23 protein-coding genes are annotated in these 25,749 nt (G+C 60.7%); 1 reads left to right on the top strand and 22 read right to left on the bottom strand.

The annotated features are described in order from the left end of the window. Positions 1–27 precede the first annotated feature (27 nt). From ACQ4OD_RS15920 to ACQ4OD_RS15835, 18 genes are all read right to left on the bottom strand, one after another. Entirely contained in the window at positions 28–324 is a 297-nt protein-coding gene (locus tag ACQ4OD_RS15920) for an Hpt domain-containing protein (protein WP_046857713.1), read from the bottom strand. A gap of 104 nt (positions 325–428) precedes the next feature. Further along, on the bottom strand, positions 429–2,120 hold the full coding sequence (locus ACQ4OD_RS15915) for a SpoIIE family protein phosphatase (protein ID WP_430944562.1): 1,692 nt from the start codon (positions 2,118–2,120) through the stop codon (positions 429–431). A gap of 8 nt (positions 2,121–2,128) precedes the next feature. Further along, a complete protein-coding gene (locus tag ACQ4OD_RS15910) occupies positions 2,129–2,434 on the bottom strand; it encodes an STAS domain-containing protein (RefSeq protein ID WP_104445088.1) in 306 nt (101 codons plus the stop codon). Positions 2,435–2,533: 99 nt separating this feature from the next. Beyond that, positions 2,534–2,986 (bottom strand): flagellar export protein FliJ, encoded by a 453-nt coding sequence (gene fliJ / locus ACQ4OD_RS15905; protein ID WP_046854677.1) that lies wholly within the window; start codon positions 2,984–2,986, stop codon positions 2,534–2,536. Between the two features lie 6 nt (positions 2,987–2,992). Further along, complete coding sequence (gene fliI, locus ACQ4OD_RS15900; protein ID WP_046857712.1) at positions 2,993–4,348, bottom strand: flagellar protein export ATPase FliI; 1,356 nt, start codon at positions 4,346–4,348, stop codon at positions 2,993–2,995. Continuing rightward, positions 4,338–5,111, bottom strand: coding sequence for a flagellar assembly protein FliH (fliH, locus tag ACQ4OD_RS15895; protein ID WP_139673308.1), 774 nt, complete (start codon positions 5,109–5,111; stop codon positions 4,338–4,340). Before fliH ends, fliI begins: the two co-directional genes overlap by 11 nt. A gap of 105 nt (positions 5,112–5,216) precedes the next feature. Beyond that, a complete protein-coding gene (gene fliG, locus ACQ4OD_RS15890) occupies positions 5,217–6,236 on the bottom strand; it encodes a flagellar motor switch protein FliG (protein ID WP_023631000.1) in 1,020 nt (339 codons plus the stop codon). After that, entirely contained in the window at positions 6,229–8,007 is a 1,779-nt protein-coding gene (gene fliF / locus ACQ4OD_RS15885) for a flagellar basal-body MS-ring/collar protein FliF (protein ID WP_102685151.1), read from the bottom strand. The genes fliG and fliF overlap by 8 nt, the downstream gene beginning before the upstream one ends. A 15-nt stretch (positions 8,008–8,022) precedes the next feature. Then, positions 8,023–8,355: a flagellar hook-basal body complex protein FliE gene (gene fliE / locus ACQ4OD_RS15880; protein ID WP_046854674.1), complete on the bottom strand. Its 333-nt coding sequence runs from the start codon at positions 8,353–8,355 to the stop codon at positions 8,023–8,025. Between the two features lie 107 nt (positions 8,356–8,462). After that, entirely contained in the window at positions 8,463–9,839 is a 1,377-nt protein-coding gene (locus ACQ4OD_RS15875; protein WP_139673311.1) for a sigma-54-dependent transcriptional regulator, read from the bottom strand. Continuing rightward, positions 9,836–11,053, bottom strand: coding sequence for a sensor histidine kinase (locus tag ACQ4OD_RS15870; RefSeq protein ID WP_102685153.1), 1,218 nt, complete (start codon positions 11,051–11,053; stop codon positions 9,836–9,838). Before ACQ4OD_RS15870 ends, ACQ4OD_RS15875 begins: the two co-directional genes overlap by 4 nt. Positions 11,054–11,208: 155 nt before the next feature. Further along, on the bottom strand, positions 11,209–12,684 hold the full coding sequence (gene fleQ, locus ACQ4OD_RS15865; protein WP_046854671.1) for a transcriptional regulator FleQ: 1,476 nt from the start codon (positions 12,682–12,684) through the stop codon (positions 11,209–11,211). A 166-nt stretch (positions 12,685–12,850) separates the two neighbouring features. Continuing rightward, positions 12,851–13,147 (bottom strand): flagellar protein FliT, encoded by a 297-nt coding sequence (gene fliT / locus ACQ4OD_RS15860; protein ID WP_094012445.1) that lies wholly within the window; start codon positions 13,145–13,147, stop codon positions 12,851–12,853. A gap of 14 nt (positions 13,148–13,161) precedes the next feature. Then, positions 13,162–13,557, bottom strand: coding sequence for a flagellar export chaperone FliS (gene fliS / locus ACQ4OD_RS15855; protein WP_094012444.1), 396 nt, complete (start codon positions 13,555–13,557; stop codon positions 13,162–13,164). Positions 13,558–13,688: 131 nt separating this feature from the next. Further along, positions 13,689–15,092: a flagellar filament capping protein FliD gene (gene fliD, locus ACQ4OD_RS15850; protein ID WP_198755346.1), complete on the bottom strand. Its 1,404-nt coding sequence runs from the start codon at positions 15,090–15,092 to the stop codon at positions 13,689–13,691. Between the two features lie 78 nt (positions 15,093–15,170). After that, positions 15,171–15,548 carry a flagellar protein FlaG gene (locus tag ACQ4OD_RS15845; RefSeq protein WP_139673317.1) on the bottom strand — a complete coding sequence of 126 codons (378 nt, stop codon included), beginning with the start codon at positions 15,546–15,548 and terminating at the stop codon, positions 15,171–15,173. Positions 15,549–15,620: 72 nt separating this feature from the next. After that, positions 15,621–16,481: a flagellin domain-containing protein gene (locus ACQ4OD_RS15840; protein WP_139673320.1), complete on the bottom strand. Its 861-nt coding sequence runs from the start codon at positions 16,479–16,481 to the stop codon at positions 15,621–15,623. 250 nt (positions 16,482–16,731) lie between these two features. Beyond that, positions 16,732–17,667: a ketoacyl-ACP synthase III gene (locus ACQ4OD_RS15835; protein ID WP_139673323.1), complete on the bottom strand. Its 936-nt coding sequence runs from the start codon at positions 17,665–17,667 to the stop codon at positions 16,732–16,734. A gap of 299 nt (positions 17,668–17,966) precedes the next feature. Here ACQ4OD_RS15835 and ACQ4OD_RS15830 point away from each other — a divergent pair, with 299 nt between their 5' ends. Further along, positions 17,967–18,746, top strand: coding sequence for a class I SAM-dependent methyltransferase (locus ACQ4OD_RS15830; protein ID WP_094012439.1), 780 nt, complete (start codon positions 17,967–17,969; stop codon positions 18,744–18,746). A 93-nt stretch (positions 18,747–18,839) separates the two neighbouring features. Here ACQ4OD_RS15830 and ACQ4OD_RS15825 read toward each other — a convergent pair whose 3' ends face one another. The 4 genes from ACQ4OD_RS15825 to ACQ4OD_RS15810 are packed head-to-tail and all read right to left on the bottom strand — an operon-like array spanning position 18,840 to position 25,732. Then, positions 18,840–22,349, bottom strand: a complete 3,510-nt coding sequence (locus ACQ4OD_RS15825) for a glycosyltransferase (protein WP_198755347.1) — start codon at positions 22,347–22,349, stop codon at positions 18,840–18,842. Between the two features lie 46 nt (positions 22,350–22,395). Continuing rightward, positions 22,396–23,550: a dTDP-4-amino-4,6-dideoxygalactose transaminase gene (gene rffA / locus ACQ4OD_RS15820; protein WP_218571130.1), complete on the bottom strand. Its 1,155-nt coding sequence runs from the start codon at positions 23,548–23,550 to the stop codon at positions 22,396–22,398. A gap of 24 nt (positions 23,551–23,574) precedes the next feature. Beyond that, the gene (locus ACQ4OD_RS15815) at positions 23,575–24,954 is read right to left on the bottom strand and encodes an NAD(P)/FAD-dependent oxidoreductase (protein WP_139673332.1); all 1,380 of its coding nucleotides are present in this window, start codon (positions 24,952–24,954) and stop codon (positions 23,575–23,577) included. Positions 24,955–24,964: 10 nt separating this feature from the next. Next, entirely contained in the window at positions 24,965–25,732 is a 768-nt protein-coding gene (locus tag ACQ4OD_RS15810) for a hypothetical protein (protein ID WP_139673335.1), read from the bottom strand. Positions 25,733–25,749 lie beyond the last annotated feature (17 nt).

The raw sequence follows: 25,749 nt of genomic DNA, 5'->3' as shown, positions 1-25,749 counted from the left end.
GAAAAGCAAAACTCGCGCCAGGTTCGGCTATTGCGCGGAAACTCGTTGCCGTTCACTGCGATAGTAACGCTGGACGACCAGGTATTCCTGATCGATGCGATTGATCAGGTCCTCGATACCATACAAAGGCTGCTGGCGCACACGTTCTTCAAGCTGCTGGCACAAGGCGGCCAGGCCAACGGCACCCATATTGCTGCTACTGCCCTTGAAGCTGTGCGCTGCCATGCCCAGCTCATCGGCATCCCTGGCCTTGTGCAACTGGTTCAGGCGTCGCTCGGAGTCTTCCAGAAAGGTCTCCAGCAACTGCAGGTAGCCATCTTCCATGACCTCCTGCAAGTCACTCAACACCTGTTGATTGATGTGAACGTCCACTTGCTCACTCCCTGATCAAGCCTCGCTTAGCCAGACCCCGCGGGCATCCCGCAGGCTCACCATTCAAAATCCACCTGGGCAAGGCGACCACCCTCCAGCCAGCGGGCCTGACCTGCCAGGCGCTGTACCAGACCCATGCCTCGTCCACTGAAAGCCTGCTGCTCAGGCGTCCTGGCAAGCTCACGCGCCACGTCGAAGCCTGCGCCACTGTCTCGCACCTCGATCATCAGACGCCCGCCAGCTCCCTTCGGTTCAACCTGCAGCCCGATGCTCACGACCCCGTCCACCTCGTGCATCAAGCGCTCGGCACGCTGCCGATAATACTGCGCAAAGCCCTGGGCGTCCCGCTTGAGCCGGGAGTCCATCGCCAGCACACCGTGCTCCAGCGCATTGGAATACAACTCGCTCAGTACGCTGTGCAGGCGCCCGCTGCTAGGCCTGAGTCCGTGAATTTCCTGCAACAGTTGCACCAGGTAAGGCACGGGGTTGAAGCGGCGCAGGCTCTGCCCCCGCAATTCGAACCGCAGCGACCAGTCCAGAGGGCTCGAACTACCACTGTCGGAGTACACCACTGGTTGTGCCACCAACTCATTGGGGGCAGACATGCGGATATCGCACAAACTGATGTCATCACGCGACTGCCCGCCGAAACCTGCCAGCGCCTGCATCACCTCATCGAACAACAGACCGGGGTCACGGTTGCCGGCGAGCACATCGCGCAAGCGATCGACCCCGAACAAGCGTTCCTGGGCATCTCCGGTATCCACCACACCATCGGACAGCAGGAACAGCCGCTCGCCGACCGCCAGTGGCAACACCTGCGTGGCGTCGTCGAACTGCTCCGGTGCCAGCACCCCCAATGGCAGATGATGGGAACACAGCATGCCCAGCACCTCACCTTCGGCAGAAAGATGATAGCCATCCGGCATCCCGCCATTCCAGACCTCAACCGTACCGCGCTGAAAACTCAGGCTGAGCAACAGCGCGCAGCAGAACATGTCCACCGGCAGAATACGCTTGAGCTTGGCGTTCATTTCCCGCAGCGTCTCGGCCAGGCCATAGCCCTTGGCGGTCATGCCATAGAACACCTCCGCCAGCGGCATGGCCCCCACTGCAGCCGGCAAACCGTGGCCGGTAAAATCCCCCAGCAGTACATGCATGTCGCCAGACGGCGTGAATGCTGCCAACAGCAGGTCGCCATTGAACAGTGCATAGGGCGATTGCAGGTAACGGATATTTGCCGCCTTCAGGCAGCCGGAATGGGCGATCTTGTCGAACACCGCCTTGGCCACGCGCTGCTCGTTGAGCAAGTGGTGATGGTGACGGGTGATCTGGTCACGCTGTTCAAGCACCGTGGCGTGCAATCGGCGCAAACGGTCCATGGCGCGGATTTTCGCTGCAAGAATGACGGCGCTGTAAGGTTTGGCCATGAAGTCGTCGCCCCCGGCCTCCAGGCAGCGTACCAGGCCCTCCTCTTCGTTGAGTGAGGTCAGGAAGATGATCGGCACAAGGGCTTCGCCGGCCAACGCCTTGATTCGCCGCGCAGCTTCAAAACCGTCCATCACCGGCATCAAGGCGTCGAGCAGAACCAGTTGCGGCCGTCGCTCGGTGAACATCGCCACGGCCTGTTCACCGTTCTCGGCGGTGAACACCTCATGCCCTTGGCGGCGGACAATCTGCGCCAGCAAGAGGCGATCTGCGGCGCCGTCTTCGGCCACCAGCACGGTCAACGCCTGCTCGGCGGGCATGACGGCACTCAACTGATGTCGAACAGTTTTTCGAAATTGGAGATGGCGAGGATCTTGCGCACGTCCGGGCTGGCATGGACCACGCGGATATCCGACTCCTCACCGCCGACATGGTCGCGCAGCAACAACAGCATGCCCAGCGCCGAGCTGTCGAGATAAGTGGCCTCCTTCAGGTCGACCACCACGGAATCCGGGCGCGGGCGCTGGCGCTCGTAGGCATCCCGGAATTCCTGATGCTTGCCGAAATCGAAACGACCCTTGACCTTGATCGTCAGCTTTTTCCCGTCCTGTGAAAAATCAGTTTCGACTGCCATACGAGCGATTCCTTCGGTGATGGCGAATGCAACTCCTGAAGGTTTAGCAGGCGTCATGGGCTGGTGCAAGGCGCTGACGCCGGGCGGGCAAGCCCTTTCCTACAGATGCCCCTGCCGCGGCAAGCGCTGGGACAACTCGTCGAGCAGGCGCTGCTCGCGCTTGTCTTCAGCCCTGCGTGCCTCGTCGAGGTAGCGCTGCACCAGCTTGCGCAACCCCTCCACCCGTGCGTAGGTCTGCTGCCAGGCGTTGCGTGCGTTGTTGAGGTTGTTCTGGTGCCAGGCCATGCTCTGGCGCTGCTGGGTCATGGCCGTTTCCAACTGACCGAGGAAACGCTGGTAATTGACCAACCAGTTGCCGTCGACTCCCTTGGAGCCACGACTGATCCACTGCTGCTGGTAGGCCTCGCGGAAACTTTCAAGCTCGGCCTGCTTGGCCTGCGCATCGGTCAACATTCGCTGAAAGTGCCCAACCCGCTGAGCGGCCTTGCGCTCGGCCTCCTCGGCCATGGTCACCACGGGAGCCAGGCGTGCGGCACGGCTGGGCTGGGCCATGGCCTATCAGTTCCCCGGCGGCGCAAAGATTGCGCCCAACTGCTCGCGGCCCTGGGCCATGCCAACGTTTTCATCCAGGCCCTGGCGCAGGAAGTCCACCAGTTTGGGCTGCAAGGCAATGGCCAGGTCGGTTTCCGGATCACCGCCAGCCACATACGCACCGACGCTGATCAGGTCGCGGCTTTGCGAAAGGCGCGACCACAACTGCTTGAATTTCTGCGCCTGGCGCAAGTGATCAGGGTCTACCACCTGAGGCATCACCCGGCTGATCGAGGCCTCGATATCGATGGCCGGGTAGTGCCCCTCTTCGGCCAGGCGCCGGGACAACACAAAGTGTCCGTCGAGCACGCCCCGCGCCGAGTCTGCGATCGGGTCCTGCTGATCGTCGCCCTCGGAGAGCACGGTATAGAACGCGGTGATCGAGCCACCGCCCGGCTCGCCATTACCGGCACGCTCCACCAGCTTGGGCAACTTGGCGAATACCGACGGCGGATACCCACGCGTGGCCGGCGGCTCGCCGATTGCCAGGGCGATCTCACGCTGGGCCTGGGCGAAACGGGTCAACGAGTCCATCAACAGCAGGACGTTCTTGCCCTTGTCACGGAAATATTCGGCGATTCGCGTGCAATACATGGCTGCCCGCAGGCGCATCAGCGGGGCATCATCCGCAGGCGAGGCCACCACCACCGAACGCTTGAGCCCCTCTTCACCAAGAATGTGCTCGATGAACTCCTTCACCTCGCGGCCCCGTTCGCCGATCAGCCCCACCACGATGATTTCGGCCTCGGTAAAGCGCGTCATCATGCCCAGCAGCACCGACTTGCCCACACCAGTACCGGCGAACAGCCCCAGACGCTGGCCGCGACCCACGGTAAGCAGGCCATTGATGCTGCGAATGCCCACGTCCAATGGCTGGCTGATCGGGTCACGGTTCAGAGGGTTGATGACCGGGCCATCCATCGGCACCCAATCCTCGGCCTTCATGCCGCCCTTGCCATCCAGCGCACGGCCGGCGCCATCGAGCACCCGCCCGAGCATGCTCATGCCCATCGGCAAGCGGCCGCTGTCATCCAGCGGCACCACGCGGGCACCGGGCGCCAGCCCGACAATGCTGCCGACCGGCATCAGGAACACCTTGCCACCGGCAAAGCCCATGACTTCGGCCTCGACCTGCACAGGGTGATAGCTGTCGTCGTTGATCACCAGGCAGCGGCTACCCACTGCTGCCCGCAGGCCTTCGGCCTCAAGCGTGAGGCCGACCATACGCAGCAGGCGGCCCTCGACGATTGGCTGCTCAGGCAGCCTCACCGCATCGGCGTAGCCTTCAAGGCGCTTGCCGAAACTGGTGCGTTCAAGGCGCATCGGCTTCACCTGCAGGCTCATCGAGTTCGACCTGAATATCTGGCGCCGCGGGGTGCAATGCCTGGTCATGGGATTGGTCGAACAGCTGCGCCACGGCCTTCTCGATACGGGTTTCCATGGTCGCGTCGATGCGGCTGTGGGCGGTTTCGATCCGGCAACCGCCAGGCAGCAGGGCTTCGTCCTCAAGCAGCTTCCAATCTTCCTCATGGCGCTCGCGCAGGGTCTTGGCCAGCTCGAAGTCCTGGGGGTTGAGATGGATACGGATGTTATCAGCGCCCATTGGCAGCAGCTTCAGTGCCTCGCGAAGCACATGGGTGATCTGGCTGGAATCTGCGCGCAGCTCGCGGCCGATGACCTGGCGGGCCATGTTCGCTACCAGCAGCACCAGCGCCTTTTCGATCTGCGTATCCTGCTCGGCGATCGGCTCCAGCAGGTGATTCATGACCTGCTCCAGGTTCGCAAGTTTGGCGGCCAGCGCCACTTCGGCCTCCTGACGAACCTTGAGCTGGGTACTGTGGAAGCCTTCCCGCTCGCCCGTGGCGAAACCTTCGTTGTAGGCCTCCTGGCGAATGGCCTCAAGCTCTTCGAGGGTAAGGGGCTGGACTTCCTCCAGCGGCACCTCTTCGACTTCTTCCTCGACGACGGTCGGCTCAGGCTCAGGCTGTGGTTCAGGCTCCGGATCGAAGCTAGGCAACGACCATACATCCACGCCCTCAAGGTCGCGGGCACGGATCAGATCGCTGGGGTGTTCGGTGGTGGACATGCTCAAAAACCTCTTTAGCTGCAAGCATCACGCTTCAAGCAGCAAGAAACGGCAGCCCTTGCTTGACCCGCTGTTTCTTGTCGCTTGCAGCTTGAAACCTGCCGCTTAAATCATTTCCTCGGCGCCCTTGCCGCCAAGCACGATCTCGCCGGCCTCGGCCATGCGGCGGGCGATGGTGAGGATTTCCTTCTGCGCCGTTTCCACGTCGCTGACCCGTACCGGCCCCTTGGCCTCCAGGTCGTCGCGCAGCAGCTCGGACGCACGCTTGGACATGTTCTTGAAGATCTTGTCCTTGACCCGCTCGTCGGCGCCCTTGAGCGACACCACCAGCACGTCCGACGACACTTCGCGCAACAGCGCCTGGATGCCGCGATCGTCGACGTCGGCCAGGTTGTTGAAGACGAACATCAAGTCTTCGATCTGCTCCGACAGGTCACTGTCGATCTCGCGGATCGAGTCCATCAGCGCACCTTCCACAGAGCTGTCGAGGAAGTTCATGATATCGGCGGCGCGCTTGATGCCACCCAGGGTGGTACGCGCGGCATTGGAGTTGCCGGAGAACTGCTTCTCGAGGATCTGGTTGAGCTCCTTGAGTGCCGCCGGCTGCACGGTGTTGAGCGACGATACACGCAGGACGATGTCCAGGCGCACCTTGTGGTCGAAGTTGCTCAGCACCTCGCCGGCCTGGTCGGGGTCGAGGTAGGCGACCACAATGGCCTGGATCTGCGGGTGCTCGTAGCGGATGACATCGGCCACGGCACGCGGCTCCATCCACTTGAGGCTGTCCAGGCCGCTGGTGTTGCCACCGAGCAGGATGCGGTCGATCAGGCCGTTGGCCTTGTCCTCGCCGAGGGCCTGGTTGAGCATCTTGCGGATATAGCCGTCGGAGCCGACACCCAGGCTGGTCTGGTCGCCGACGATTTCGACGAACTCGCTCATCACCTGCTCGACCTGCTCGCGATGGACGTTGCCCATCTGCGCCATGGCCACACCGACCCGCTGAACTTCCTTGGGCCCCATGTGGCGCAGGACCTGCGCGGCATCGGTCTCGCCAAGCGAGAGCAGGAGGATGGCCGCCTTGTCGACGCGGCTCAGCTTGGCGGTAATGGCTCGATTGTCACTCATCGGCGTTGATCCACTCTTTCACGACCTGGGCCACGCGGCCCGGGTCTTCGGCCACCAGGCCCTTGATTGCGTTGAGCTGTGCCTCGTAACCCTCGCTCGGGCTCGGCAACAGAATGCTTGTCGGGCCACCCAGGCTGACGCGGTCGTTGGCCAGTTCGCCATCCAGACCGATCATGCCGCCCAGCTCCATGTCGCTGTCCGTGGCCGCCTGCTTGCCGCCACCTGTGATGTTGTTGAGCACCGGACGCAGCACGCCGAACACCAGCACCAGGATGAACAACACACCCAGCACCTGCTTGACGATGTCCCAGAACCAGGGCTGCGAGTAGAACGGAATATCGACCAGCTCGTCGCCACGGTCGGCGGCGAACGGCACGTTGATCACGGTGACACTGTCACCACGGCTGGCATCGAAGCCCACCGCGTCCTGTACCAGGCGGGTGAAGCGCGCCAGGTCCTCGGCGCCCCACGGGGTACGGGTGGCTTCGCCGGTGGCGGCGTCCAGCTTGACCTGGTCGTCCACCACCACGGCTACCGACAGGCGGGTCAGGCGACCTTGCTGCTGGCGGGTGTGACTGATGGAACGGTCCAGTTCGAAGTTCTTGGTGCTTTGCTGGCGCTTGTCGCTCGGGTACGGCGCCAGCATCGGCTGGCCAGTCGCCGGGTCCATGATCTGTTGGCCATTGGCATCCACCAGCGGCTGGCCCGGCTGGATCGCGCCGGCAGGTGTCGCGCCAGCGGTAGCGTTTTCGGGGGCAGAGGCGCCGGCCGGCGGCTGGTTGCTCAACGCCCCCGGCACACCCTGCGGCCCTTGGCTGCTGGCACGCTGCTCATTGACCGATTGCTCGCTGCGCAGCGCCGGTTGGTCGGGGTTGAACTGTTCGGAGGTGGACTCGACAGCACTGAAGTCGACGTCAGTAGACACCTCTGCCTTGTAGCGGTCGTTACCCAGCACTGGCTGCAGAATATTGTGCACACGCTGAGTGAGCATGCTTTCCATGCGACGGCTGTAGTCGAATTGCTTGCCGGCCATGGTCAGGGCCGTGTCTTGCAACTGGTCGGAGAGCAGGTTGCCCTTCTGGTCGACTACGGTCACCTGGGACTTGTCCAGCTCCGGCACACTGGTCGCCACCAGATTGACAATCGCCATCACCTGGCCAGCTTCCAGAGCGCGCCCCGGATACAGCTCGACCAGTACCGAGGCGCTGGGCTTGCGCTCGTCGCGCACGAACACCGAACTTTTCGGGATCGCCAGGTGCACACGGGCAGCCTTGACGTTGTTCAAGCTCGATACCGTACGCGCCAGCTCGCCTTCAAGGCTGCGACGGTAACGGGTAGCTTCCATGAACTGGCTGGTACCCAGCCCTTGCTCTTTATCGAGCAATTCGAAGCCGACATTGCCATCGCTCGGCGCCACGCCGGCCGCAGCGAGTTTCAGACGCGCACGGGAGAGATCGTCGGCCTTGACCAGCAGCGCGCCGGAGTTGGGCTCCACGCGATACGGGATGTCGGAGGTGGCCAGGGTATCGATCACCTGCTTGGTGTCCATGCCCGCCAGGCTGCCATAGAGCGGGCGGTAGTCCGGTTGCTGCGACCAGAGCACCACGGCGAAGCCGATGGCCACGCTTGCCGCCAGCCCGACCAGCAGGCCGACCTGACGCAGCATGGGCATCTGCGAAATGTTTTCCAGGAACGACATGCCGAACAGCGGCGGCTTGGCTACTGGGGGGCCACTCTTGGCGGGGGCGTTATCGACGACTGCTTCGGCCATGACTCACTCTCGCCCTTATACCGGCATCTGCATGATGTCCTGGTACGCTTGCACCAGCTTGTTACGAACCTGGGTAAGTGCCTGGAACGACACGGAAGCCTTTTGCGAGGCGATCATCACGTCAGTCAGGTCAACACCGCTCTTGCCAATTTCGAAGGCGCTGGACAATTGGCTGGATGCCTGCTGAACCTCATTCACCTTGCCAATGGCCTGGCCGAGCATATCGGCAAAGCTGCTCTGCCCGGGCGCGAGCTCAGGCGCGGCGCCAACCTTGGGCAGGGACATGGCATCGGCCTGCATGGCGCGCATGTCCAACATCAGACGATTGAATTCAACACCTTGGGTCATGGACTTCTCTCTCCGGCGGCCGCACTTTTTTTGACACTCATGCAGCGAATAGTGATGGAGCTAGCAAGAGAAGTGCCAGCCATTCAGAAAACATTCAAAAGGACGTATCAGCCGAACAGACTGGCCTCGACATCGAACCCAGCGTCACGCATCTGCGCAAGCTTGTAACGCAAGGTTCTAGGGCTGATCCCCAGACGATCGGCCGCCTCCTTGCGACGACCGCGCTCGGCACGCAAGGTGTCGATGATCATCTGGTATTCGTGGCGACGCATGTCATCACCCAGGCCACCGGGCTCAACCGCAGAATCCGCAAATACTGGCTCAATAGTGGCCACTTTGGATGCCGACAATGGAATGGCGCCAGCCAGACAAAAATCCGCCGCCTCGATCACTCCGCCCTGCTGCAGGATCAACGCCCGCTGGAGCGCATTATCCAGCTCGCGAACGTTGCCAGGCCAGGCATAAGCCTGCAGGCAGGCCCGCGCCTCAGCGGATAGCTTGACCTGAGCGTGGCGCATCTTGCTGACATGACGTGCCAACAAACGCTCAGCGAGCGGCACGATGTCGGCCGGCCGATCACGCAATGCACGCCAAGCCATGGGGAATACCGATAGGCGGTAGTACAGGTCCTCCCGGAAGCGCCCGGCAGCAACCTCCTCCGCCAGATCGCGGTTGGTGGTAGCGAGCACGCGAATATCCAGCACCACCGGCTTGCGCCCGCCCACCCGCTCCACTTCACGCTCCTGCAGCACACGCAGCAACTTGGCCTGCAGCCCCAACGGCATTTCAGAGATCTCATCGAGCAGCAAGGTACCGCCGTCCGCCTGCTCGAACTTGCCAGCCTGCGCGGCGATAGCCCCGGTAAAGGCACCCTTCTCATGGCCGAAAAGCGTGGCTTCGAGCATGTTGTCAGGGATCGCGGCGCAGTTGATCGCCACGAACGCCTGCCCGGCCCGGCGCGACTGTTGGTGAATGAAACGCGCCAGCACTTCCTTGCCTGTGCCGGACTCACCGGAAATCAACACCGTCGAGTCGCTTTGCGCAACCCTTACAGCCAGCTCCAGCAATTGCCGACTGGCAGGCTCACAGGCAACAGGTCCCGCCTCGTCACCCACGGCACCGCCACCCACGGCATGGCGTGCCACCAGGTCGAGCAAGGCCTTGGGTTCGAATGGTTTTACCAGATAGTCGACCGCTCCCTGGCGCATGGCCTCCACCGCACGCTCCACAGCCGCGTGAGCCGTCATCAGCAGCACCGGCAAATGCGGGTGGTGACGGCGTAACTGTGCCAGCAGCTCGTGGCCATCCATGCCCGGCATGTTCACATCACTGACTACCAGCGCAAAGGATTCCTCTAAGACCGCCCGCAACGCTTCCTCAGCACTACCAACTGCACGGTGAGCGAGGCCGCCGATCTCCAGGGTGTCGGCCAGCGCCTGGCGCAGGACTCGGTCATCCTCGACCAGCAGCACCTTCATCGTCATTGCCCCGCCTCCTCCTGAATACCGATCAATGGCAGCTCCACGGTGGCGCATGTACCGCGCCCCACCCGGGAACGCAGGCGCAGCGTACCGCGGTGCGCTCGCACCACTGCCTGGACCACGGCCACCCCCAGCCCGGTACCCGTGGACTTGGTGGTCAAAAACGGCTCCCCCAAGCGAGTCAACAACTGGCTATCGATACCACTGCCTGCATCGCTGACACACAGGTGCACAGCGTTTTCGCGGCGCAGCAGATGAATCTTCAAACGCGCCGACTCGCCACCGGCCTGCACGGCATTTTCGATCAGGTTGAGCAATGCACCCACCAGCGTATCGCGGTTGCACAGCAGTTCTCCCAGATGGGTATCGCATTGCCAGCGCACCGCATGCCCCTGCACATGGGAGTGAGCGGCTTGCTGCAAGGCCTGGAACAACCCCTTGGGGCTGACTCGATCATTGAGTGGCAGCTCGCCACGGGCGAACACCAGCATGTCGCGAACCTGATGCTCCAGTTCGTGCAGGCGCTCCTTGAGATTGCCGGCAAAACGCAGGCGCGTGTCGCAGGCCAACGCCTGCTCCGGGTCCGCCAGGTGGCTGGCATAGAGCATCGCGGCCGACAAGGGCGTGCGAATCTGATGCGCAAGGGAGGCAACCATGCGCCCCAACGAAGACAGACGCTCGTGTCGCGCCAACTGGCTTTGAAGGCGACGCGTTTCGGTCAGGTCATTGAGCAGCACCAACTGCCCAGGTTCGGCATCCAGAGAGCGGGTGGCAATGGACAAACGACGCCCGTCACGCAAGGAAACCTCATGACCGTCGTCCTCGCGCGGCGCGAAACTGCGCGCAATCACCTGGCGCCACAGCAGCCCGGTCAAAGGTTCACCCAGCAGCTCGCAAGCCGCCGGATTCGCCTCGCGCACACAGCCCTCACCATCGATGACGATCACCCCGCCAGGCAGCAGATCGAGCAAATTCTGCAGACGGTTGGCCAGGCGCTCTTTCTCGTCCAGCTCGGCCATGCGCTGCGCACTGACCACTGCCAACTCGCCCTTGAGCTCGCTGACCCGCGACTCAAGCATGCTGTACGAGTGGCTCAACTGGCTGGAGACCTGATCGAACAGGGCGAACGCCTGCTCAAGACCCTGCCGGCTCTCCTGCTCAAGCGGGGTGTGCCCTCGCGAATCGGGGGCTGGGGAACGGTGGGCGGCCTGGGGCATCGTGCTCTCTCGCATGGCTGACCGTCATAAAAACGGTATGTTGCCTGCGGTGTAGCAATAGCCGTGCCGAAGATGGGGACAATGACACCAGGCAGCATTGCACGCTGATCGACGTCAACGCCCGGGGCCGCATCGCGACCCCGGGCGAGCAAACGTCACTCGTCGGCCTGGTCTTCGCCACCTTGCCGGCTCATGCCGTACTTGCGCATCTTCTCGACCAGCGTGGTCCGACGGATACGCAGACGCTCGGCAGCACGCGCAACGATGCCATTGGCATCATCCAGTGCCTGCTGGATCAGGCCCTGCTCCAGGCTGCCGAGGTAGTCCTTAAGGTCCAAGCCTTCCGGCGGCAGCATGGCGTGGTTGGCGAAATTCGGCGCATGGCCGTTGATCGCCACGCGCTCTTCCAGGTCGGAGCGCAGGCTGTCCACCAACTGCTCGTCTTCATCATCGACGTAGCGGAACTTCTTCGGCAGCTCCGCCACGCCGATCACCCCATACGGATGCATGATTGCCATGCGCTCCACCAGGTTGGCCAGCTCGCGGACGTTGCCCGGCCAACCATGGCGGCACAACGACATGATCGAAGCGGAGTTGAAGCGGATCGACCCACGCTTCTCGTGCTCCATGCGCGAGATCAGCTCGTTCATCAGCAGCGGGATATCTTCCACCCGCTCACGCAACGGCGCCATCTCGATAGGGAACACGTTCAGCCGGTAATACAAATCTTCGCGGAAGGTCCCATCCTCGATCATGGTCTCGAGGTTCTTGTGCGTCGCAGCGATGATACGCACGTCGATGCTCTGGGTCTTGTTGCTGCCGACCCGCTCGAAGGTGCGCTCCTGCAGTACGCGCAGCAGCTTGACCTGCATCGGCAGCGGCATGTCGCCGATCTCGTCGAGGAACAACGTGCCACCATTGGCCAGCTCGAAGCGCCCGGCACGGCTGGTGATGGCCCCGGTGAAGGCGCCCTTCTCGTGACCGAACAATTCGCTTTCGAGCAGCTCCGCCGGGATCGCCCCGCAGTTGACCGGCACGAACGGTGCCTCGCGGCGCTTGGAGTGGTAGTGCAGGTTGCGCGCCACCACTTCCTTGCCGGTGCCGGACTCGCCGAGGATCAGCACGCTGGCATCGGTGTCGGCGACCTGCTGCATCATCTGCCGCACATGCTGGATGGCACGACTGGTACCCACCAGGCTGCGGAACAGGTTGGGCTCGCGCTGACGACCGCGCTCGCGGGCCTGGTCGTACATCTCGCGATAGACCTGGGCACGGTGCAGGGAATCGAGCAACTGGCTGTAGCTCGGCGGCATCTCGAGGTTGGACAGCACGCGACGGCGCAGGTCCTCGGGGAAGTCCGCAGAAGAAATTTCCCCCAGAAGCAGAACCGGAAGGAACTCATCCCACCCGGCCACTGTCTTAAGGAGCCCCAGTACGCTGGCCGGGGCATTTACGGTACCGATGAGGACACACAGCACTTCACGGCTGGAAGACAAACCCTCGACCACCTGCTGCCAGTCATCGCTGGAGCAGGACAGGTTTTCTTCGCCGAGAAAATTCAGGACCACCGCCAGATCGCGGCGGCGTTCGCTGTCGTCATCGATCAGGAGAATCTTGGTTTCACGCCACATGCAATAGCAACTTCCCTAGTCATATCGGCGCCCGAAGGCGTGCACGACATCATTCCGACTGAATGGTCAGTGTTCGGACGTCTGAATTTCGAAAACAGCCACTAGTAAAGTCAAAAAACGGCACACAGTCAAATTTATGGCGCGCTGATTTTTGTGTCACCTGTGGTCAGGTGAACAAATGGTATACCTTTGTCGCGTTTTCTGCCTGACGGATCTTCGCCATCTCGTCGACTACCGATTGACGCTCGCCACTTGCAACTTCAATTAGCTGCCGATAGACACCCTGCAGCTGCTCCAGGCTTGCGCGAACCTCATCCTCGTTAGACAAGGCCTCGGCCAGCACGTCTTCAACACACAGACGGCATTCAAGATCTAGTTCGCCCACCGCATCCCAGTCCCGGCTGGCCAAGGCGGCCAGCAGCAACTCGCGGGTCTGGTCGATACGATCGATTACCTCACTCATGACAACCTCCTGGTTCAGGGCGTCGGCAGCTGCTCGCCGATCGCATCCCAGCCTTCCTTGACCGTGATCAGCAGCCGCGCGACTTCATCGATGATCTCGGGGTCGTTCTTGACGTTCGCCTCGACCAGGCGACGGCTCATGTAGGTGTACAGGTTGTCCAGGTCGGCCAGGCTGTCGGCATGGTTTTCCAGGTCGAGACCCTCGCGCAGGCCACCGATGATATCGATGGCCTTGCCGATCAGGATGCCCTTTTGGGCGATATCCTTGCGGGCAATGGCGCCCTTGGCCTGCGCCAGGCGATCTAGACCGCCCTGCATGAGCATTTGCACCAGACGGTGCGGACTGGCCTCGGAAGTCTGTGCCGCGCCATTGACTTTCTGGTATTGCCGAAGGGCCAACATCGGGTTCATGGATCTACCTCGTTGCAGCGAAAAGGTGCATATACCTCTTGTATCGCCGCCACGTCAAAAAACTTTAGCCAGGAAAGACAAAGCCCGGCACGCCTGTGTGGCGCCGCCGGGCTTTTGTCATGCTCGATCCATCAGGACTTCTTGGCCTGGGCGTTCATAGCCTCGAAGATCGAGGTGATCTGCTCGCCCTGCTTCTTCATCTTGGCCAGGGCGGTGTCGAGCGCGGAGAATTTCTTGGTCAGCGACGCGGTCAGCAACTCGGTACGACGATCCAGCGCCGCCTGCTGGTTTTCCAGATTCTTGGCCGCCTTGTCGAGGTTCGTCTTGCGGGAATCGAGCATGCCACCGGTCGAGTTGTATGGTTCGATGGCCTTGTTCATCCGCTCGAACAGACCATTGGTCCCCGTGAACAGTTCCTGGATCTCAGAACCCAGCTTCTTGTCGTTCAATGCAGAGGTGAACTTGGTGCTATTGAACTCCAGGGTGCCATCTTTCTGGGTGTTGATACCCAACTGACTGAGCGTGGTCAGCTTGTCCCCTGCCCCCACTTCCGTCAGCACCTTGCGCACATCGCCCAGCAACGACCGGGTAGTCGGGTCGTTGGTCAGCGGACCAAGGCTCTTGACGTTTCCGTTGGCATCTTTCTCAGGCGTGACCAGCGCAGTAACAGCCTTCTGCAGGGTGTTATAGGCATCGACGAACGACTGCACGGACTTCTTCAGGCCTTCGTTGTCCAGCGCAACAGTCGCCTTCGTGGGATTACCGCCCGCGGAGACACCGGTGAGCTCGAGCGTCAGGCCACTGATAGCCTGGTCGACGGTATTCTTCGGGCTTTTCAGCGCCAGCCCGTCGATGGAGAATTCCGCGTCCTGGGCCAGCCCGCTGATGTAACCCGCACCACTTCCGCTGATGGGCTGAGTACCGTTGATGGCCAGCTCCGGAATACCACCGACAGAGATGTCGCTGCCTTGGCCGGTCGTGGTGGAGCTGAATACCAGGCGCGAACCGCCCGCCTCGTTGATGATGTTGGCGGTGATGCCGTTGGCGCTCATTTCCTTGTTGATCTGGTCGCGCACGCTCTGCAGCGTGGCACCGCTGGCGACATTGACCTTGTAGTCCTTGCCGTTCTGACTGATGGTCAGCTCACCGGCGCCGATCGCCGTGCTGGCACCACCTGCGAACTGCTTGCTGGCAACCTTGGAGGCGGTAGCCAACTTGTCGACCTTGATATCGTAGGTCCCTGCGACCGCCGAGTTGCTCGACTTGATCTTGACCACTTTCTCGTCAGCGGAAGTGCCTGCGAAGGCATTGAACGAAGGCGCGTTCTTGTCGTTGAGCTTCTTCATGGCGTCCTGGAACGCCGTCAAGGCGCTGCGCAGGGAACCGATACCGGAGATCATCGCGGAGTTGTTGCTCGTCTGCCGAGCAATCTGGTTGGCCTTGGCCGAGGTGTCGGCATTCACCAACACGCTGACGATGTTCTTGATATCGAGCCCGTAGCCCGCACCCGTGTTGGTAGTAATCGGGCTTGCCATGCTGTCGCTCCTCTCTTCGATGGGCCAGCCCCGCTCCTGCAAGACTGACTTGAATCACATATTTGCGCTCGCCGCCAATCAGACCTTGGCGTCGAACAGAATACTTTTGACATCGCTCAGGCTATGAGCGATCCGCAGGGCCTCTTCCGAGGGCAACTGACGAATCAACTCACCAGTTTCACTGGCAATGACCTTGACCACGATCTTACCGGACTCTTCGTCTGTGACGAACTCCAGATTGCGTCGCGTTTCCTTCAGGAACTTCTCGATCTCCGAGACAGCACCTTTGACATCATTTGCAGCCTGTACCTTGTCGGCGCTCTGCACCTTGCCCGGATCCTGCTGCTTCTCGCCGTCACCGGAAGTGCCTGTCGACCGCGCAACCGGTTTTTCAGCAACCTGCTCGGCCGTGCGCGCAGCCGGGTAAGACAGGTTCAGCTTGACGCTCATGTCCATGTCCAGCACCTCACAATGAAAAGGCGGGGAAGCGCCTGGAGAGCACTCCCCCGCCATCAGCTATCAGGCAGATTAGCCCAGCAGCTTCAGGACTGCCGATGGCAGCTGGTTGGCCTGGGCCAGAACCGAGGTCGAAGCCTGCTGCAGGGTCTGCTGCTTGGTCAGCTGGGCAGTTTCAGCAGCGAAGTCGGTGTCCTGTACACGGCCACGGGCGGCTTCGGCGTTCTCGTTGATGTTCTGCAGGTTGTTGATGGTGCTGGTCAGACGGTTCTGCGAAGCACCCAGGTCGGCACGCGAGGTGTTGATTGCCTGCAGGGCGGAGTCGATAGCGCTGACAGCGGCGCTGAAGGTGGCCTGGGCGGCGGTGCTATCGGCACCAGTGATGCTCTTGCCGGCCAGAGCAGTCAGGGCTGCGCCAGCACCAGTAGTTTTCATCGCAGCGCTCAGGCTGATGGTGATCTGGTTGGCAGCACCAACGTTCGAACCAACCTGGAAGACCATCTGGCCGCCAGTACCGTCCAGCAGGTTCTTGCCGTTCAGCTGGGTGGAGTCAGCGATACGGTCGATCTCTTGCAGCATCGACTGGAACTCTTTGTCCAGTGCGTCACGGTCTTGCGAGCTGTTCGAGTCGTTACGCGATTGCAGTGCCAGTTCGCGCATACGCTGCAGGATGTTGGTCTGCTCTTGCATCGCGCCTTCAGCGGTCTGGGCGATGGAGATACCGTCGTTGGCGTTTTTGATGGCCATGGTCTGACCACGGATCTGCGAGGTCATGCGGGTAGCGATCTGCAGGCCGGCGGCGTCGTCTTTGGCGCTGTTGATTTTCAGGCCGGAGGACAGACGGGTCATCGAAGTGCTCAGTGCGTCGGAAGCACGGTTCAGGTTCTTCTGAACGCCCAGAGAGGTGGTGTTAGTGTTTACAGTCAAAGCCATGACGAATTCCTCGTTGGATTGGGTACTACGGCTTCCGGCCTTGGCAATTCGCCGGGTAGGTGGCCTAGAGAACCTTCGTAATGTTTATCGTCGCCAGTGCAGTTTGCTTTAGGGCGATTTCCCATTTTTTTTACTGGCATCCTGCCACTCCAATGAAATCAGGGGTTTGACGCCAAATTACCAACAGCCAAAAAACAAAAAAGCGCTGACCTATAACGGGCAGCGCCTCTTCTATATAGACACGCGGAGCTTAGCCATTGCGCTCGATGATTGCCGAGCCCCACGACAGACCGACGCCGAAACCACTGAGCGCGACACGCCTGCACTGCGAGCCGATCACATGCTTTTCCAATAGCAGCGGAATGCTCGAAGACACGGTATTGCCAGTCTCGACCATGTCCTTGACGAACTTCTCGCGCTGACGCCCCTCGTCGAAACGCTGCGAGACCGCATCGACGATCGCCGCGCTCCCCTGATGCAGGCAGTAAAGGTCAATATCCTCGGCCTTCAAGTGACTGGTCTCGAGCAACTGCTGCAGGTGCGCCGGCACCTTGACCAGGGCAAAATTATAGACCTGACGACCATTCATGAAGAACGTGCCTTCGGTGGTGCGCAAGTGCTCGGCACCCGCCCCATCACTGCCAAACAGCGACTTGCCCAGCCGCCAGGCAGCGCCCTCTCCCATCCAGGTGGCCGTTGCAGCATCGCCGAACAGCATGGTGGTGTTGCGGTCCTCAGGGTCGACAATCTTCGAATAGGGATCTGCGGTGATCAACAAGCCATTCTTCAGCCCCGCGGCATCCATGAACCCCTTCATGGCATACAGGCCATAGACATAGCCGGAGCAGCCCAGCGAGATATCGAAGGCAGCGATGGCGGTAGACAAGCCCAGCTTGTTCTGGACGATCGCCGCGGTATGCGGCAGGCCTTCGGCATCGCCGTTCTGGGTAACGACGATCACCACATCGATGGACGCCGGATCTAGCTCCGGGTTGCCAGCAAACAGTGCCCGAGCGGCCTCGACGCACAGGTCGGAGGTTTCCTGATCGACACCCTTGCGCGGCAGGAAGGTCGAACCGATCTTGCCGAAGATAAAATCCTGATCCTTGCCGAATTTCGCACCCTGGGCGTAATTGTCGACACCCTCTGCAGGTACGTAACTGGCGATGCTTTTGATGCCAATCATTGTGGCTTCCCGATGGAAATGGCGAAAATTCGCGGGCTTCGCGACCAAGATCATGCACCCTGCCTACCGCATCGACGAGGCTGCCCGCTGACTCAATAGATTAAAGATGCACGTTTCGACTGCCAAGTCACGCAATGATGCATTTCTCCCACCTATACAGCCACATGCAAGGCACGCCAGCGGCACATATCTTGCGTTAGCTAACCCAGATCCAGAATACCGGGCCGAACCGAAGCGAATTGAACCTGTGCGGATTCGGCCTCTGCAAGCAAGACCACCCAACGATAAAGGACAGCGCAATGAAGGTCTGCCACACCCATCGGGAAAATCTGTACACGCTGCTGGGCGCACTTTTCCAAATAATGGAAAAGCGTCCGATCGTCGCCGAGCTTGGGGTTCTGCGCGGAGAAAACGCACTGAAAATTCACTCGGCGCTGTCGCCGGAAAAGATGGTGCTCATCGACAGCTGGAGCAAGGCGGCCAACGATGCGTACAGCCCTTTCGATCAACTGCCGCCCTGGGTCGCTCCCGTCGATACCTACGCCTATTACTACGGGGGCTCGCTTCACGACCAGCAGACCTGGGACAAACTGTACGAAGAATGCCGGGAACGCTTCACCCACCTGCCGGAAGTGACAATTATCCGTTCCGAGACCATCGGCGCCATCGAAAAAATCCGACAGGAAACCGACATCAGCAAGTTCGACCTGGTGTACATCGATGCCAACCACCAGTACGAATATATCCTGCGCGACCTGATGTACTACCAGGACCTGGTCGCCGAAGACGGCTTCATCATGCTCAATGACTGCTGCCACAGCCCGAATGGCACCAAACAGAACCTGGGCGTGCTCGAAGCACTGGGCAGCTTCATCAAACGCTCTGATTTCATCCCGGTCGCCATGACCAATACCGACTGGTCGGATGTAATCCTGGTCAGGAAGAACTCCATGCTCGTTCAGTTGATGGACATGGCCCTGACCAACTCGGACGTCCCCTACGTCGAAATCCCCTACCAGCTGATCACCGCAGCGCGTGTGGTCTACGGAAGCCAGCAGCACAATATCAGCTTCTGCTGATACTGCCCCGCATGGGTCACTCCACCCCATGCAAGCCAATGCAAACAATAAGGGCGCCACTCCTGGCGCCCTTGTTGTCAATTCACCTACTGATCAACCCGCGAGCACGGCGCGTCGCCAGGCGTCCAGCCTCTGTCCCTCGAGCAACCAATCACTGCGCACCATCGCCTGCTGGGCGCTGCCAAGGGCCGCAGATGCATCACGATCATCAAGATGCAGACGTATCGCCCGAATCCAGTCACAGGCCTGATTGCTCACCCTCGACAATGGCAAGGTATCGCCACCTGCGAAGCCAGCCACCCGACTACAGATTACCGACTGACCGCACGCCGCATGCTGGAGCACACGCACGTCACCGGAAAATGCGTTCACCTCAGACTCGCCCATCGGCACAAGGGCGATGTCCAGGTCCAAGGCAGCCAGGGTGACGCCAAGGGATTGCGCATCCACAGCATGATGATGCTCTTTGAGATAGGGCAACAAGCTGGCAGGACAATCCCCCAGCACAACCCAGTCGACCTCGCCCACCAGCACCGGCACTACTTCGGCGAGCAGGTACGCATCACGACACCCGAGCCATCCCACGCGGGGCTTCTCTCCTGCGCGCCGCCTCCCTTGCAAGCGTCCCCACGAAGCTGGCAGCACATTTTCGAGCACCTGGACATCGTCATGCCAACCCTGCAGCCTCTCGGCTGCGGCAGCTGTTGCAACCAGCACCCTGTCAGCCTGCATCACTGCGGGCCGGATACGCCGCTCCAGATCTTCGGCATGAAGCAACTGCGCACCGCCCAGGTCCTGCGGATAACGATCCAGATCGTAGACCTTGAACGCCTGCGAGAAAGCTCGCAGCCTACGCAAGGTCAATAACCCAGCCTCATCCAGCGCCCCCTGCAGGACAACACTTGAGGGATTGAAGCGTTCTATTTCCACGGCTGACAATGTCCCGGCGACCACTGCACCCTCCAGACGACCTGCCTCACGCAAGGACTCCATGGGTTCCAGCAGCCGCGAGGGTACTGCCTGCTCCTGATCGACCACAAAGGCCAGCACGCTTGGCACCACCCCCTGCAACGGTCGCCAACTCATTTCATAGCCCTGAACGGCGAACTCCTCGCCGGTACTCAGCGAAAAGTTGACGTTGTACGCCGCATCATGCGCCAACTGCGGCAACCAGCGCGCATATAGCGCTTCCTCCTGCTCGGCACTGGCCGGCGCAGGCGGCGGAGCATCCAGCAATACCCTGGCGTGAGGCGTCCAGACATTCAGATAACCCGCCTGAGCCAACCGCAGGCACAGGTCCACAGCCGCCCAGCGGGAATACAACGGATCGGTATCGAAGCCACCAAGCTCGACAAACAGCGAGCGGCGCACCATGAGACACTCACCACCGACAGCCGAACAATCCTGCTCCAGCCCAAGGCGCCCCATGTAACCCGGATCCTGCACCGACCGCCCCTCGAAGGCACGCCCAACCCCGCCCCCCAGCCCCAGCACCAGGGCTGCCTGATGGATAGCACCATCGCGGGACAACAGCTTGCAACCAACCGCCCCCACCTCCGGACGCTGGGCATGATTGAGCAACGTGGGCAGCCAATCATCATCAAGCACCACGCTATCAGCATCCAGCCATAGCAGATAATCGCCACGAGCCTGCTCGGCTGCCGCATTGCACATGGCCGCGCGTGCATGGCCGGGCTCGAAGCGAAGGACCTTGAAGCGCCCCTCCCCCATTTGCCCGACCATCGCCAACCAGTCCAGTAGCACCTCATCGTCGCTGCCCGGCTCAACCAGCAATACTTCGTACCCGACATGAGCCGTCTGCGCCAGCAAGCCCTCCAGACAACGCTGGAAGTTCACCAACTGCCCTTCAAGGAAAATGATGATGCTGACCGAGGCCGACTGTTGATGCGCGTACTCGATTCGATAGCGACCAGGAGCAGTGGTCAATGGCAACGCCCGAGCGCCGAGATATCCTCGCCCCTGCAGGTGCGCCTCGATGACCGCGCAAACGTCTTCACACGGCTGTAGCAGCAACGCATTGCCAATCAGCAACGGCTCACTGACATGACCAACGCATCCCAACCCGCGCTCACTGATCAAACGCAACTGATAATCCAGCTCGAGCGCACGACCAGCAGCCTCGCTGAAAGCGCCTAGCTGACGCCAAGCATCGCATCGGTACAGCCAATGTCGCGACAGGCTCTCCGGGAAAGCCAGCAACATATCCAGATTCAGATCAGGCCGTAATGCGGTCTCGACTACGCCCTGCGCCTGACACAAGGCCTCGTCAGCGTAGACAGCCAAGCAGTCCGACGAGGCCCGAACCAGCTCGAGCGCCGTCATCAGCAGACCACTGGCGGTAAACTCGGTGCCCGCATCGACCAGCATGAACCATTCATCGGAGCCCCCCTGCAGGCAGGCATCAATTGCCGTGACCGACCCCACCCGGGAACCATCCCTATCAAGCACACAGGTCTGCACCCCCCGATACAGGCCGCGAGCCAGGCTATCCAAGGTAACCGCCAGCGCTGCATCGTCACCATGGTCCTTTACCAGCACGACAAAGCGCACAGCAGTAGCACTGGCCAGATGCTCATCAATCACCTGCATCTGCCGCGGCCGGGGATAACGCTGACGCAACCAGCCACGCCCTCCTAGCCGATCACCCACGGCTTCACGACGGGCGGCCGCCTGCGTCTTGGCGATGAACACTTCAAGCTGATTCCAGAACGGCGCCGTTCGCTCGACATAACGCTGCAAAGCGCCATCCAGACCTCCACGGGCATGTGCCAACGCATCTTCGCGATCCAGCATGGCGAAGCCGGCACTGCCGACAAAGCTGGCATCGAGGAAGGCCTGGTCGATGCCATGCCCAGGTATGAAAATGACCGGACACCCGCAAAGCACCGCGATTACGCAGGTCATCGACCATTCATGGGTATACATCACCTCCGCCCGGCGAAGCAGCTGCGCCAGCTCCGACAACGTCAGAGCGTTCGCCATGCTCAGTAGGCGGATATCCTCTGGCAGTATCGAATAGTCAATGGCATCGAGCGGATGGCGATTCTGATACAGATACCGGCCTTCACGCCGATCAACTGGCTCTCCGGCACAGAACAGGTCCACATCGATGGTAGGCAGGCACAACAGGTCACCATCCGGACGACCGTGGTCTTGCGCGATCAGCTTGCCTGAGTAAAAACACAGGTCACTGGGAGCCGCCTCCATTCCTCGCCCACTGATGAAACCTTCGAAGTTCAACAGAAAGCGTGCCACGACCGAACAATGGAAGGGGTTGCCCACCGTGACCTCGGGGTAGACTGCGATTGGCACCCGACCAGCAAGCCTGTGACGCTCGCTGGCCTCATCATCGAGCAACGGCGTCTTAAGCTCGGGGTTCACCACTTTGCCGCCCAGGATGTAGGCCTCTCGCCCGTTGAGGTTGAGCAGGTGACAGAGGTAATGAAGCGAGGCAATCCCCGATGAGGTTTCCCGGTAGTCCGGCGCCATGATGTAGTACGGGTGCTCCGGCCGGGCATACATCAACCGAAGACGCTTCATGGCCTGCTCAAGACCCGCGCCCACCTGCACGGAATTCGACATGGGAAAAACTCCAGAAATCAGCTGAACAATCGCCGAACCAAGGCCGTTACGCCTTCTGCGTACCTGCGAAGAATTGGAAGATCGCCTCGCACACCTCGGTGACCTGCTCGATGGTCATGTCAGAATAAAGCGGCAGGCGCAGCAAGCTTGCAGAAACTTCCTGAGTGACAGGCAACTGACCGACACTGCGCGCGTAACGCAGGCCTGCCGGGGAATCATGCAAGGGCACGTAGTGGAACACAGCATAGATACCCCGCTCGCGAAGAAACGCGATCAACTCTCCACGCGCCTCGTTGCTACGCATCAATATATAGAAGATATGTGCGTTGGCCGGCTTGCCACCCGGCGCGCAAGGCAAGGTCAAGCAACCGTCCGCTTCGAGAGGCTCTAGTTGGTGGTAATAGGACTTGTACAAAGCGCGACGATGTACATTGATGCTCTCCCCCTGCTCTAGTTGGGCATAGAGGAAAGCAGCCGTCAGCTCGCTGGGAAGAAAAGACGACCCCACATCCACCCAGGTGTACTTGCTCACCTCGCCTCGGGAAAAGGCTTTGCGATTGGTACCTTTCTGCCAGATGATTTCAGCCCGCTCAATCAACTTGGGATCGTTGATGAGTAGCGCCCCTCCTTCACCGCTGATCACATTCTTCGTTTCATGAAAACTCAGGCATCCCAGATGCCCAAAGGTCCCCAGTGCGCGATCCTTTTCCCGGGCGAGGATCGCCTGGGCGGCATCTTCAATGAGAATCAGACCGTGCTTGTCGCACAGGTGCAGCAAGGCAGCCATATCGCAAGGCTGCCCCGCATAATGCACCGCGACAATCGCCTTGGTCTTCTCGGTGATGGCGGCCTCGATAAGGCGCTCGTCCAGGTTGAGGGTATCCTCGCGCACATCCACGAAAACCGGCACCGCGCCGCGAAGAACGAAAGCGTTGGCAGTGGACACGAAAGTGAACGACGGCATGATGACTTCATCTCCCGGCCCGATATCCGCCAGGATCGCCGCCATCTCGAGGGCCGCCGTGCACGAATGCGTCAGCAGCGCCCTGGGACACCCCAGGCTGACCTCGAGCCATTCCTGGCATAAGCGCGTGAACTGTCCATCGCCGGCGATACCACCATTCATCACCGCCTGGGCGATATAGAACAGCTCTTTGCCAACCACAAATGGCTTATTGAAAGGAATGATCTGCTTGTTCACGTTCATGTCTCCGGTATTCACGCTTCAGGCAAAGTCCGACAGGGAAAGGTAGCCACCCAGCAGGGCATCCAGGAAGTCGACCTGAACTGTTCGCTCGAGCTCATGCTTATCGAAGAAGGCGCGCGCCCGCTGGTAGTAATACTGCTCCAGCACCTGATCGGCGTCGGTATGCCCCGCATCCAAACCGTGCTGCGACAGTGCCGAGCACTTGACTGCCGCGTACTTGCGACAGCATGCCTCCACCGACTGGTCGAGCCATGCGCTACGCTGCGGCCGGGTGAATTCGAAGTAGCTGCCGGCCTGCGAGGAAATCGACTTGTCCAGCAGCAAGGCCGCCAGATTGTCGGCCAACCATGGCGCAAAATGGTAACCATCACGGCGAGTGCCGGAAGCAATGAAGGTGTTGTCGTTAAGCTGGCCGATGACCGGGTAGCCATCGAGACTCAGCGGACGATAGCCAAAGTTATAACGAATGAAACCACTGGTACGGTGCAGATGGTTGACCTGGTTGATCGCACCGTTTATCAGCGCGGCCACCGACTCTGCGCGAGGGAAGTGCTCGTCGGCGGTGGTCACCAGATTGGTGGCACCGACGACGAACTGATCACCCTGGTAGGGCGCGTGGTAGATTCCGCAAGCACCGCCACGATTTGGCGTGCGCAGGACATAGCGCCCCTGTATTCCTGGGTTCTTCAACACCACCGTGGCGCCGACGCCATTGATCACCCGAATGCAGCCTTCCTCCTCCCAGAGGCGCGTGGCCATGCTGCCGTTGGCCAACACAATCCGCTCGGCGCTGAGCACGCGCCCGTCTTCGAGGGTTACGCCGCGGGTACGACCGCTGACCTTGTCGAGCGACTTCACCACGCCATCGACAAAGCGCACACCACGCCTTTCCAGCGTGGCCTGCAGCGCATGGATCACACCATCCGGATTGAGTACGCCCTCGCGCGGCAGGAACAAAGCCTGGCGCGTACGATAGCTCTCACCCGGCACATAGGCGGGTTCCAGCTGCGGATCGACGCGTTCATAAGGCTCGTCGAACTCGTCAAGATAACCGGCGATGGCATCGAATGCGGCATCCTCGAAACGGTTGGATGCGTTGTTGTTTATCAGCACGGTGCCCAGACGGTAGTGTTCAGCAGGAATATCGAATTCTTTTACGAAATCTCCCCACAGACGAGCAGATGCCTGGCTTAACTCGAACTTCAGACGATCACGCGGCTGATCGAGTGCGCCAGGCTCGAGCTCGGCGAAAGAGTTGAGCATTGCCGCAGCCGCCATGGAGGCGCTGTAAGGGCGTGCTGCCGGGCCCACAACCTGAATGCACTCGCCCGGAACACTACGCGACAAACCTGCGGCGATAGCCAGGGCGACCATGCCATTACCAACAATCAGAAACATGGTGACCCCCTTACAGAAGCTTGACGATGCACAGCGACGGATAGGTTTCCGATCGCTTGATCTCGTGACGCACTTTCCCCAGTACTTCGGCTACATAGGCATAGCCTTCACCCGGCAGGAAATCGCGCTGCAACTGGAAGAACACCAGCAGCGAGCCCGGCAGGCAACGCGGCAGGATCTGCTCGAGGGCAAAGCGCGTCGGCCCTTCAAGGTTCATATCGAAGAAGGCCAGCGCTACCAGCAAGTTCCGCTGTTCTTCGATGAACTGCGGCAAGGTATCCTTGATATCACCCTCTACGACCTGATGACCGCCTGGTACCTGCGGCAGCGCGTTAATGCCTTCATGCAGGCTCAGCAAGTGCCGCAGATAGTCGGCGTATCCATTGCCGGTGGCATAGCACCCATCCTGGAAATTGACGTTGGCGACCTTGCCATCGCCGGCATGGGATTGGTAACCCGCAAAAGTGTCGAACGCGGCAATACGTCGCTGCTTGTTGAAGGGCTCGAAGATGGCGCGCAGGTTTTCGCAGAGTACGGCGTTCTGCCCACGCCAGGTGCCGAAGTCGAGCACCGAGCCAGGCAAGCGAACGATGTCCCGGTACAGATCGGAAATTGCCAGCATTCGCGCCAAGGACGCAGAACGAATGAACAAACCAAGATTTCGCTCTTTCTCAGCATCATCAAGAGGTGCGTTCGCGAACGCCTGCCAAAGTTGCTCGCGCGCGTCGAGCTGGCTATCGCTGGATTGGGTGACAGAAGTGGAACCGCTTTTGAGCATGATGTTCTCCAGGCAAA

This window comes from Pseudomonas sp. WC1, assembly GCF_050586565.1.
Taxonomy (GTDB): domain Bacteria; phylum Pseudomonadota; class Gammaproteobacteria; order Pseudomonadales; family Pseudomonadaceae; genus Aquipseudomonas.
The sequence above is the reverse complement of the archived record's forward strand: the minus strand, read 5'-3'. Positions and strand labels throughout refer to the sequence as shown.